The following is a 12,674-nucleotide window of genomic DNA, read 5'->3' as shown; positions in this document are numbered from 1 at the left end:
ACCGCCAGAAGCCCCACCGGACCGAAATCCGGTGGGGCTTCTGTGAATGTCCTCAGGAACACGTGGTGAATTTCAGCCACGCAACCCGCAGGGGACATGACTATTCGGGAGCGAGAGACCCTAGCTCGATCTCTTCAAACACCCGAGACCACCAAGATTCTTCACTCTCAAAAACCTCGGGGTCGGCATCTCCCGCCTCGGAAACAACTCGCTCTACCAAGGCGTCGTAGGCGTCATCATCTTCATGAACGCCAGAGAAGATGAATCCTTCCCAGACCTTCAGGATCTCCTGAAGGGCATGCAGCGATGAATTCACTCGCGTGAAGCTACCCTCCGAATTCCCGTACCCCTTCTTCATCCAAACGGATCCCGCATCGACGGAGAGCCAGTAGCTATTGACCCCGTCCTCGAAGTCGCCGAGGAATACCGCAGGCCCCACTTGGGGAATTTCCTGCACCTCCAGCTCGCGGCTCGGGTTGCGGACAAACATCCGGTTTGAGTCATCCGGCAGCCCGCGCTCGGACAGGAGCCTTACATCCTCACTCGTCAGCCTCAAGGGCTGCAGGGCCACTTCGCTGAAGGGAAACCATCGAACTGCACTCACGCCATACCTCCAGGAGCGTCGAGAACCTACAACAGCCCCTGCCGGATAGCCGTCAGTCCGCGCTTCAGCGCGTTCATTCCGGATCTCCTCCCGTTCCGGTCAGGGCCGTACGTGAAGCTATATGTTACTGGTACTCCTGCGGGCGCGTTCCGCCCAAGCCATGCAGAGCAATTCTGGTAGTCAGGACCGCACGGCGCGAGCTCGGTGTAAACACCCCTCAGGCTGCTTGAATCAAGGCCAAGCGAGGCCCATTCCTCAACAGCCAAACGTTCGGAATGGCGGCCAGCACTGCGCCTCACTATGTGGTCAATGGTCCCGTTGGCATTCTCGTAGGCGACCACTGCGACATTCCTGCCTCCGGTTGTCCAGCCGTTGTCCCTACGGGCCTGAATGGCGACCTGGCTGAGGTTGTCACCACCATATTCAACCTGGGTTGCACCACAGTTATGGACCAGGACCGGAGCGGCTCCCGCCAGCACATAGTACGTGTGGAAGTCGTCGACGGTGAGGTTGTGCGTGGTGACGGCGTAGGGGTAGCTGCGGTTGTTCTGGACGGTGAGGGTGGTGCCGTCGGGCTTGCGGAGCTGCTCGCCTGGGACGAAGTCACCCGCGTCGAGCCACTGGCGGCGAGTTTCGTTCCAATGCGGGTGGTGGGAGGTGGAGGTGAGGGTGGCTGGCGGGCCGCGGGGGCTGGCGTCGTCGGTGACGGTGAGGTCGGTGAATTCCTTGTCGTCGGGGGTGGTGATGGTCGCCGTGACCGTCTTGGGTGCGGTTTCGCCAGTCTGGGGGTCCGTGGCGAGGACCTTGTCGCCTACCTCGACGTCCTCAATGGCCTTGCTCATCCCGTCGGCCGTTTGGACGCGAGTGCCGGTCGGGAAGCTGTTCTGCTTTACGCACGCCGGTGCTGCTGAGTCGCCGGAGCGGGCGTCCGCCCCTCCACCGCTCGTTTCGGCGTCAGTCCCGCCCCTGTCCGCAGTAGATTGCGTGCCCGGGCTATCGCTGGCTGTCTCCGTCGTTGCTTTCTCGTCCGCTGACTTGCGTGCTTGAGCTGCTGCTGCGGATGCTTCGTCTTCGGCCTTCTTGGCCTTGGTGAATGCAGACATCGCCCGCTTCACCTTGGATTCGGCCGCATCGATGGCAGAGTAGGCCTTGTTGAGCTGTTTATAGATCTTGTAGGCCTCGATGCTGACCTTGATGGCCTTGGCGATCTTCCCGGCAGGGACGGCGTTGAGGCCGGTGCTGATGCAGGCCATGACGTCGCCCTTGGTGAAGCAGTCGCGGGCGTCGTTGTAGCCGATGAGGTCCATGACCAGATCGATGACGGCGTGCTTCAGTGCATCGCGACGCTTCTTGGCCTTGTTCAGTTCACCATTGGCCTCGGTCAACGCCTTCGAGGCATCGCCCGAACTGCTGCCTCCGCCCCCGTTGGCGGACTGGGAGGCGTTGGTGTTACTGGTCGTTCCTGTGGTGGTGTTGTGGGAGCAGGAGGAGAAGTTGTCGCAGAAGACCTTCAGGCCGGTCGCGTCCGACTTGTTGATCGGGTCGTTGTTGGAGTAGGCGTACGCGTTCCACTGCTGCGGGTCGCCCGGATCGATGATCGGGTCCGGGCTGATGAAGCGGCCGGTGGTGGGGTCGTATTCGCGGGCGCCGAGGAGGGTGAAGCCGGTGGCCTGTTCCTTGGTGCCGCCGACGAAGCCCTTGTCGCCGGCCCAGGTGCCGGGATTGGGCTGGGTGCCGCGATCGTTGCCGAAGGGGTCGGCGGGGCGGCGGATGTGGTTCAGGTCGGTGGCGTTGAACTGGACGCCGTTGGTGCCGTGGTGGTCCGAGGACTGGTAGGAGAGGTTGGACGTTCCTGCGGTGGTGGTGCGGGTGATGGTCAGGCCGCCGGGGGCGGCGTAGGTGCGGACGTTTGAGACCTTGCCGGTTGCGGTGTCCAGGGTGATCTGGTCGGTGCCGAGGTTGAGCGTGGTCTTGCCCGGGTCGCGGCGGATGAGCTGGTTGCCGCCGGTGTCGTAGAGGTAGCTGGTGCCGGCGCTCTCGCCGGTACCGGTGATCTTGTCGAGCTTGCCCTGGTCGTTCCAGGTCAGGGTCTTGGTGCCCGGCGTGCTCGTGATGGAGGCGGTATTGCCGCTGGCGTCGTAGGTGTACGAGGTGACCTTCGTACCGGAGGCACTGGTCTCGGTGGACTTCATCAGGGCGTGCGGGCCGCCCGTGCCACCACGGGTCGTCGGGTCCGAAGACGGGACGTTCGGGCCGATGCCGAAGGTCTGGGTGACCGTCGTGTCCTTGGCCGTGTTGCCGGTGACGTCCTTCTTCACCAGCTTGGTGCGGTTGCCGATCTTGTCGTACTCGTACTGGTGCCAGTACGGCGCCGGCCCGCCCACACTCGGCTTGCCCGTGCCGTCGACCGCGGGCGCAGAGCTGTTGGTGCAGCCCCCAATACCGCGGACGCTGGGCTGGGGCGCCGTCATCGTGGCGCCGGTGTCGGTCCACGCCTGGGTCAGACGGCCCAGGTAGTCGTGCGTGAAGCACTGCAGGTCCCGGCTGGCACCGTCCTGGGTATTGCTGACCGAGGTCAGCTGACCGACCCGGTTGTAGGTGTAGTCGACGACATCCACGCTGGCCCGGGTCCCGGTCTGCTTGTCCAAGGTGGAGCGGACAGGCCGGCCGGTTGCCTGGTCGTAGTCGATCGTGGAGACGACCTGCCTGCCGGTGTTGCCGATGGTGGTGCGGATGGCACGGCCGTAGGGGTCGTAGCGCATATCCACGACGTACGGCGTGACCACCGAGTTGATCGTGCTGTCGAGGAAGGTGAAGCTGCCCGCGATGTTGTAGTTGTACGTCAGCGTTTCCGCAGCCAGACCGGCGGCCGGGACGGCCGGCAGGTCGGTCGCCTGAAGCTGCCCGTACTTGTCGTAGGTGTTCTTCGATTCGTAGGTGCCGGCGAGCTGATTCTCGGTGGCGGGGATGGTGACCTTAGTGCCGAGGGGCCGATAGCCGCTGTCGTAGCCGGTGATCTCGGTGGTGTACTCACTGCCCCCCTTACCGCCTACATAGCGGGTGGTGATGGCGGGCTTGCCGAGGGCCTTGGGCTTGGTGTCGTAAATAAAAGCGCCGACCTGCTTCGCCGGGTCGACGGCCTTGCCCTCGTACGTCGCGACCGTGCGGCCGAGCATGTCGCTGGCGGTGGTTGCGCTCTTGCCGCGGGCGTCGGTGACGGTGACGAGGTTGTTGGCGTCGTCGTAGGCCGTGGTGGCGGTGCCCGAGTCGGGGTCGGTGGTCTTCACGATGCGGCCGAGGAGGTCGTACTCGAAGGTCCACTCGTTGCTGGCGGAGTCCTTGCGCCGCAGTTCCTGGCCCTGAGTGTTGGTCTCGTAGAGGGTCTCGTCGTAGGCGCCGGTGGGGGTGTTGCTCTTGTACTGGCGCAGGAGGGAGGTGGTGCCGTTGGTGATGGTGGCCGTCGCATAGCCGCCTGCGGGCGGGATCGAACGGACCTCGTCGGCTCCCGGGTACTCAGTCTTCGAGCGCCACTGCTCGATCCCATAGGACTGGAAGACGGACGCGGTCGGGCGGCCGAGGCCGTCGAAGACCGAGACAGTCTGCGCCGGAATCTTGCTGTCCGGGTTGACTCCGCCGTTGGGCAGGAACAGGACGCCACCAGGGGCGGCCTGGTCGTTGTAGTAGGGCGCGCTGGTCTTGACCTGCCGGCCGTGGGAGTCGAACAGCGCGTCGGTGATCATCCGGCCGTAGGCGCCGGAAGGCGTGTGGGCCTGGGTCTGGCGGACGCGGCCGAGGCCGTCGTAGATGGTGTAGCTGTTGATGTAGGAGTTGTCGTTCATGAGCGTCTGGCTCAGAACGGTCGTGGGCGCGTTGGCGCCGTTCATGCTGTACGAGAACTTGCGGACCGGCGGGTCGACGGTCCGGTCCTGCCCGGGCTGCCAGATGGTGGTGACCCGGCCGAGGGAGTCGTAGCCGCGTTCGGCGACGTGACCGTTCTCGTCGGTGGTCTTCATCGGCAGCGCGCGGCCGGTGTCGAGGGTGGTGGTGGTCTTCCAACCGAGCGGGTTGGTGTGGGTGACCTCGTACGGCAGGGCGTTGGGGAGGGACTTGTACTCGGTCTTGGTGACGGCGCCGTCGGGGTGGGCGGTGTCTTTGCGGAGCTTGTTGGTGCTGGTCGCCAGGCGCCCGTAGACGTCGTAGCTGGAGGTGATGTTCAGCCGGTAGACCGGCTGGCCCGCGGCGTCGTACTTCTCCAGGACCTCGGTGCCGGTCTGGTTGGCGGTCGCGCCAGCCTGGCCGAGGGGCTTGTCGTCGAAGTAGGCGCGGGTGTCACCGACCGTGTTCGCAGCCGTGGGCGTTTGGGCGCAGCCGCTGGCGCCCTTGAGGACCAGGGTTCGTGAGGCAAGCTCCGTCAGTGCGCTGCTGGGGCCGGCGGCGTAGGTGAAGGTGGTGCACAGCCGCTGGTCGGGGCGGGACAGGTCGCTCTTGTCGTCGACCTGGAGCGGCCTGGAGAAAGCGGTGTCATCGTAAGTGGAGCTGCGTTCGCTGACGCGCCAGGTGATGCCGTCGGCGAGCTTGGCGCGGCTGGTGACCTTGCCGGTGTTCATCACGCGGGCGGTGATGGCGGGCATGCCACCGGACTGGGCGCGGGTGGCGGTGGGCTTCTCGCGGGTCCAGGGGGTGGAGACCTCGTCGGCGATGACGGTGCCGCCGTCGCGGTCGTAGGTCTGGCTCTGGCGGACGAACCCGGAAAGGTGTTCCTCGTCCTTGATGGTGCCGCCGTGGGCGTCGGTGACGTTCACGCTGCGCTTGGTGCCGTTGGCGAGGACGTCGCCGTCCATGCCGCGCAGGAACGTGGCGACGGACTTGGTGCGCGGTGCCTCGGCGCTGTTGCCGTTGCCGGTGCGGGTGGTGACGGTGGCGTAGCCGCGGAACTGGTCCCAGGTGCGGGTCTTGGAGTCGGTGAACTCGGAGTCGTTGCGGTGCCAGGCGATGCCGCCGCCGTACTCGTAGTCGGTGACGACGGTGGTCTGGCCGGCGACCATGTCCTGCTGGGTGACGGACTGGACGACGACCTTGTGGAACCAGTCGTCGACCGGGTCGGGGAAGGACTGGTCGGGCAGGTACCACTTGACCGGCATGCAGGCCATCGCGTTGGTGTCCGCGGCGGCGGGCATGGTGCCCTTGACGCGGGAGCACTCCGGGGCCTTGTAGACGACGTTGATCCGGCCACCGGTCTCGGTGGTGATCTCCTGGATACGCGGACGGTGGAACGGCGAGGTGGTGGCCTCAGTGCCGTTGGGACGCTTGACCGGACCGTCGACCCGGTTGGGGATCTGCTTCGGCAGCCCGAAAGTCACGGGCGGTACGTCGAGCTTGGGCCGGGCGTTGGTCGCGCTGCGCTGGATGGACTCCAGCCACAGCGTGGGCGCGGAGCCGTCACCGGAGGGCTCGAGGCGCTGCTTGAGGTTGTAGGTGTCGATGTTGCGGTAGCCGCCGGTGCCGAGAACCTCGGTTTCGATCTTCGCCAGGCGCTTGGTGGAGAAGTAGGTGGGCGACAGGCTCAGGCACTGGCCCGATGCCGCGCATTCCTGGTCGACCGGGGTGTCACCCCACGCAGTCGGGTTGGTCTTGCGCTTGGTGGGGTCACAGGCGGTGGCCCCTTCGAAGCAGCGGTCTTCGATGCCCAGCTTGATCTGGGCGGCGGTATTGGCGGTGCCCTTGGCGGTGACCTGGTCGGGCAGGCGCTGGCCGTAGCCGATCCAGGTCGGGTACGAGGCCCGCTGGTAGATGGTGGGGCTGCCGGTGCCGTTGTTCTGGCCGCCGCCGCGTGCGTAGTAGTTGTGTTCCTGGGCGTAGCGGTAGGAGGTGAGGTTCTGGTGCGGGTCGATGACGTAGTCGAGGTTCCACTGCCAGCCCAGCTGCTGCCAGGTGCCGTTGGCGGGCGTGGCCGCGCCCAGGCACTTGTCCTGGCCGCTGTTGAAGTAGACCGGGACGGTGGAGACGGAGTCGGCCTGCGGGTCGGTGCCGTCGCCGCCGGGCAGGCGGTTGGAGCCGAAGTAGTACTGGGTGCCGTCGGTCGTGGTGACCTTGAAGGCCTCGCCCTTCCAGGCCGAGTTCCGCTGATCGGTCAGGCGCTCGATCTTCGTGCCGTCGTCACCCTGGAGGCGGTACTCGCAGGTGGTGTCGTCGCGGACGATCTGGCCGGCGTGGCCTGCCATCGAGAGGGAGAGGATGTCGCCGGCCCAGCACTCGTCACCCGAGTCCTTGATGCCGGCGTCCTTGCAGCCCTTGTAGGAGCGGGAGATAGAGCCGGGGTGCCAGTCCCAGCCCTCACCGATCAGACCGGCCTGCGCGTTCGTGGACGCGGTGCGGCCGTCGATCGAGGAGGAGTCATAGCCGAGTACGACGCTCGGCGCCGCGCCGGCGATGGCCGACGGAACCTCGGCCGTGTAGCCGTACGTGAAGTTTCCCGCGTTCGCTCCCGCCTGCCACGAGGCTGACGGCAGGAGCGGTGTTGCCGAATAGTCACCGAGGTTGCTCGAAGGGCCCGGCTCCATAGCCAGGACGACGTTCTGAGGGGCCAGCATCTGCGGCGCCGCTGCGAGAGCCGCCTTGGCGTCGGTCTGCGCTGTCAGGCTAGACGTGTGCGCTGCCGGCCTCTTCGGCATGTCGATCTCGGCGACAAGACGGCCGGAGGCGTCCCGGTGTGTGGTGAGTGGCTTGCGGCTGGTGCAGCCTGCTGTGCCCGGTGTGGTCAGCGCACAGGGGGGCAGCTGGACCAGGCGGGCACGGTCGCCCCAGTTGGCGCCAGCGTTGGTCGCCCAGGTCGAAGCGTCGACTGCGAGCTCGACCTTGCCGGATGTGGCGGCCCCGACGGGCGCGGTGAGGGCGATCAGTGCACCGTTTACACCGGCGGCGCGGGTCGTCTTCGCGTCCTTCACCTCGACGTTGACGCTGCCCGTGCTGGGCGTGGCCGGGGAGGTGGCGAGTTCGGACAGCGGCTTGGAGCGGTTTGCCGTCTTTCCGGGTGTGACCCAGACGGGCAGCTTGCCTGCCTGCCCTGCCTTCGACGGTTCGGCGTGACGGCCAGCCGGCTGGTTGCTGATCTCAACCCGGTGAGAACCGGTGGGTGTCTTCGATGCCTTGGCGGGCTTCCACGGCTTGCCGGTGGAAGCCTCCTTGGCGGCGTTCTTGGCGCTGGAACCCTTGACTGCCTTGGCGTTCGGCAGAGCCGTCTTCGGGGGAACCCACACCTTTGGCGGCTTGTCGGCCGCGTGGACGGCGGGAAGCCCCAAGCCTGATATGACAACTGCTAGTGCGGCGACTACCGCGACTCTCGCCCGGCCGCGCTGCGAACGCACGGCAAAGCCAACCCGATGAAACAAGAGAATCCCCCACAGAGCAAAAATGGACGAAACGGGACGGTTGTGCCCGAATCAGCCGCACTCTATGAAGGCTTTGTGTGAAAGGTAAGGGATCTTTAAGGATTTTCCGAGGTGGGAGATGTCACGCACGGTACAAGGTTCACGTCGCACCGATATGTGGACATCTTGATCTTCAACACTTTGACAAGCTCGCCAACGGCAGGCAAATGTGCGCCTGACTTCTGTTCATTTCTGCCGACAGCGAGGACCCTCGCCCATGAGGCCAGCCATCCGTTCATCCCATTCCGGCCCCGGGGTCCGACGCAGACGGCGAGCCACCGGCTCGCTCACGCTCCCCATAGCCGGGGCCGTGTTGCTCGCCCTCAGTGGCACGCTGCTCGCAAGTCCGCCCGCGTACGCGGAAGATGTCCGCGGACACGGCCCCGCCGACAGTGCGTGGCCCGTCCCCGGCTCGAACCCCAACGCCGCCCAGGCCGCGGCTGTCGACGCCGCGAAGGCCCAGGCCAAGAGCAGCGGCAAGCCCGTGCTCATCGAGTACCTGACGACGGCCAACTCGCAGACTTTCGCTACGCCGGGCGGCTCGCTCAGCACCGACACCTCGCCGGTGCCGCAGCGCGTCAAGACCGCCTCGGGCCAGTGGCAGGCGGTCGACGCCACGCTCCGGGCCAACGCGGACGGCACCGTGTCTCCGGTGGCCGTCCCCTCCGGGCTCAGCCTCTCTGGCGGCGGCACCGGCCCCATGGCCACCATGACCACCGCCGACGGCAAGAAGCTGTCCCTCAAGGCGCCTTTCTCGCTGCCGAAGCCGTCTCTCAACGGCGACAGCGCCCTTTACGCCTCCGTCCTGCCGGGCGTCGACCTCGAACTCAGCGCCACCACCCTGGGCGGCTGGCGCCAGGTCCTGATCGTGCGCACTCCGGAGGCCGCGGCCAACCCCGCCGTCAAGAAGCTGCAGCTTGCGGTAGAGGCCGACGGTCTCACCGTCAGCGCGGACGGAGCGGGCAACCTGAAGGCCGCCGACAGTCAGGGCAAGACCCGCTTCTCGGCCCCGACCCCGCTCATGTGGGACTCGGCCGGCTCGGCCGCCCCTGCCCCTGCTCCGCTCGCAAAGTCGGCGCAGACCCAGGCCGCCCGATCCTCTCTGGCGGAAACCTCCGCAACGCCGTCGAGCACCGACGGTCCCGGCACCGGAGCCACAATCCAGAGCATCGCCACCACCGTGGATGCCAAGGGCATCCAGCTCGTCCCCGACGCCGCGCTCCTCGGCCAGGGCACCGGCCCGTGGTACATCGACCCGGGCTGGAACCCCACGCTCGACAACGCCAACCAGGCCTGGGCGCAGGTCCAGGAGGCGTTCCCCGACACGAACGAGTACAACGGGACCCAGTACGGGCAGGACAAGCCGGCCGCCGGCTACTGCGGCTACATCGTGGGCAACCCGCCGTGTGACAGGGAAGGCCGCTCCCGCGCCTACTTCCAGATAGGCATGGACTCCCGGCTCCACGGCGCCGAGGTCATCAACGCGACGTTCTACGCGGACGTCGTGTCCTCCTCCAGCCCCAGCACGGTCACCCCGATGGGCCTGTACTCCACCGGCTACATCAGCAGCCCGACCAGCTGGAATCGCCAGCCCTGCGACAAGAACTCGCGCATGGGCGGCTGCAGCAAGGTCGGCACCGTCAACATGTCCGGCTCCGGCGACATCCAGTTCGGCGTCAAGGATCTGGTGAAGACCGCGGTCGCGAACAAGTGGCCCACCATCACCCTCGGCCTCGCGCCCGACGACGAGTACAACAAGTACTACCGTCAGCGGTTCACCAACACCCCTCACATCGTGGTCGAGTACGACATCCAGCCCACGGTGTGGTGGCCCCGCACCAGCCCCACCCCCGGCTTCGCCGACACGGCCTCGTACGCCGACTGCCGCACTCCTGGCACCGCCAACCCGTGGGACAACCCCGGCTGGGTCGGCGCGAACAACAACATCGCCCTCACCACGTCCACGTACTCGGCCACCGGCCAGCAGCTCTGGACGGCGTTCCAGTACTGGGACGACGACAAGGGCGGTGAGACCAAGTACGCCGAGACCGGATGGCAGAGCAGCTACGGCGCCGTCACGGTCGACATCGGGTCACTGACCGACGGGCATCAGTACGGCTGGGGGGCTCGCACCACGGACGGCACGCTCACCAGTGCCGACACCGAGATGTGCTTCTTCCGTGTCGACCGCACCCCGCCGACCGCGACCGTCACCTCCACCGACTTCCCCGCCTCCGGCACCATCGGCGCCCACCCCAAGCGTGCGGGAGAACCCGGCAGCTTCACCCTCACCGGCGCCGACCCCAGCCCGGCAGGCGGCGGTCGGACCTCCGGTCTGGCCTGCGCCCGCTGGACCACCGACCCCGTCAAGGCAGCGGCCACCGGCTGGAAATGCACCGACACGGCAGCCGGCATCGTCAAGCTGACCGGCGGCAAGGCGACCGTCAACATCACACCGCCGCGCTGGGGCACCAACTTCGTCTACCTGCAAACCCAGGACAACGCGGGCAACATGTCCCAGCCGTTCGTCTACAGCTACTACGCGCCCTCCAACCCGGACGCGGGCACGCCCGTCTTCGGCGACATCAACGGAGACAACAAGCCCGACATTCTGCTGCCCGACACGGCAGGCGACCTCCGCAAGATCGGCGGCGGCGAAGACCCCTACGGAGCGCCCCGCGCTAAGATGGTCACCGCGCCCGGCAACAGCGGGAACTGGAACGGAATCCAGATCAGTCACCGCGGCAGCCTGGGCTACAAGACCGTCGACGACCTCTTCGCCCACCAGTCCGGCAGCCCGTACCTGTACGTCTACGACAATGACGGCAACGGTGGCTGGTTCGACGGCCAGGCTGCCACCAAGATCGACAAGCCCACCGGCTGCCTGAAGTCCGACAAGACGACGGTTATCCCCTGCGCCACCAACGGCTACGGGACCGACTGGGCCAAGGTGACTCAGATCGCGGCGTTCGGCGGATTCGCCGGGGAATCCGGCGGGTCTCTCCCCCAGACTTCCCTGCTGTTCGTCGAGAACGGACGCCTGTGGCTCGCCACCGCCGGCACCGGCAGCAAGCTGGCACCCCAGGCGATCCTGCTGTCCGGGAACGACACCAAGTGGGACGGCTACGACCTGATCGCGCCGGGCCGCGCCCAGGGCACTGCCTTCCCGACCCTGTGGGCCCGCGCCAAGACAGACGGCGGCACCCTGCACGCCTTCACCGTCAAAAGCACCACCGACCTGTCCGGGTTCACCGACCCCGCGGCAGGACTGATCGCAGGCAAGGTCGATGCGAAGACCTACCCCCGTATCGGCTCCAACGGAGACATCAGTGGTGACCGCGTCCCCGACCTGTGGGCTGTCGACACCAACCAGCAGCTCGTCTCGTTCAACGGCACGGGAATCGGTTCCAATGGCCGAGATGTTCTGCATCCCACGGTCACTGGTGTCGACATCTCACCCGTCGCCCTGGCCGACCTGAACCGTCCCTCCGCCCAGTGGGGTCTCACCGGCCTGGCCGGTACCAAGGTCCGTGACGAGGTCGGCTTCGACGCCGCCACAGCACCCGCCGGCAGCAACCCCGCCACCCCGGCGGGCGTCACTTTCGCCAAGCAAGCCATCGACGGCCGCGAGACCACCCACGCGGCGTTCAACGGCAAGGCCTCGAGCATCACCAGCACCACTAAGGCCGTCGACACGCGTGGCAGCTTCACCATCACCACCTGGGCCAAGGCCGATACGGCCAACGGCGGCATCATCGCCAGCCAGGACGGCACCCGCAGCAGCGCCTTCCTCCTCTACGCCGACCTCAACGGTCAAGCATGGCGCTTCGCCATCGCCCGCGGTGACACCGACGGCCTGATGTACGACTGGACCGACCTCGCCGTCAACAGCGCGGCCCGCTTCACCCCCGGCCAGTGGACCCGCATCTCCGCCGTCTACGACGCCACCACCGGCCTGATGCGCCTCTACGTCAACGGCACCCTCGCCAGCACCGGCCACCACACCGCCACCACCAGCCAGGCCCCGACCGGTCCGCTCGTCATGGGCCGCTTCAAGAAGGACGGCGCGCCCGCCCACGTAACGGACAACGGGTTCGTCGGCGGCATCAGCAACCTCGCTGTCTACCCGTACGCGGCACCGGTCACCGCCCTCAATGCATCCAGCCCCATCCACCTGGCCGGCGCAGCAGCCAACTGCGTCGACAACGACTACGACCGCGACACCGACGGCAACAAGATCCAGATCGCCGGCTGCAACGGCACCAACGCCCAGCAGTTCCAGATCCGTAACGACGGCACGATCCAGACCCACGGCAAGTGCCTCAACGCCGCCGCTGCCGGCACCGCGAACACCACACTGATCGAACTGCGCACGTGTGATGCGAGCGCCAAGAGCCAGCAGTTCCTCACCCGCGCCAACGGGGCGATCTACAACCCCGTCTCCGGGCGCTGCATCGACCTGGGCAACTACGACACGACGCCAGGCCGGCAGCTCTGGCTCTACGACTGCAACGGCTCCCCCGCCCAGACCTGGACCATTCCCAGCCTCGGCACGGCTCCACTGCCCCTGCCGGTTCCGGTACCGGAAACTTCCAACCCGTAACCGCAAGATCGGCAGAGCACAGCACGGGCCCGCTACCCCC

Annotated in this window: 3 protein-coding genes; 1 reads left to right on the top strand and 2 read right to left on the bottom strand. The window is 66.8% G+C overall.

Annotated features, from left to right (window positions below; all coding sequences use genetic code 11):
* Window positions 1-100: 100 nt before the first annotated feature.
* Complete coding sequence (locus tag ACZ3X1_RS33590) at window positions 101-604, bottom strand: SUKH-4 family immunity protein (RefSeq protein ID WP_467282790.1); 504 nt, start codon at window positions 602-604, stop codon at window positions 101-103.
* A gap of 26 nt (window positions 605-630) precedes the next feature.
* Window positions 631-7,902: a polymorphic toxin-type HINT domain-containing protein gene (locus ACZ3X1_RS33585; RefSeq protein WP_467282788.1), complete on the bottom strand. Its 7,272-nt coding sequence runs from the start codon at window positions 7,900-7,902 to the stop codon at window positions 631-633.
* Window positions 7,903-8,341: 439 nt separating this feature from the next.
* Between ACZ3X1_RS33585 and ACZ3X1_RS33580 the strand changes: the two genes are divergently transcribed.
* Window positions 8,342-12,634: a ricin-type beta-trefoil lectin domain protein gene (locus ACZ3X1_RS33580; RefSeq protein WP_467282786.1), complete on the top strand. Its 4,293-nt coding sequence runs from the start codon at window positions 8,342-8,344 to the stop codon at window positions 12,632-12,634.
* Window positions 12,635-12,674: the final 40 nt, after the last annotated feature.

Source organism: Streptomyces sp. NPDC023541 (assembly GCF_055559995.1).
The sequence above is the reverse complement of the archived record's forward strand: the minus strand, read 5'-3'. Positions and strand labels throughout refer to the sequence as shown.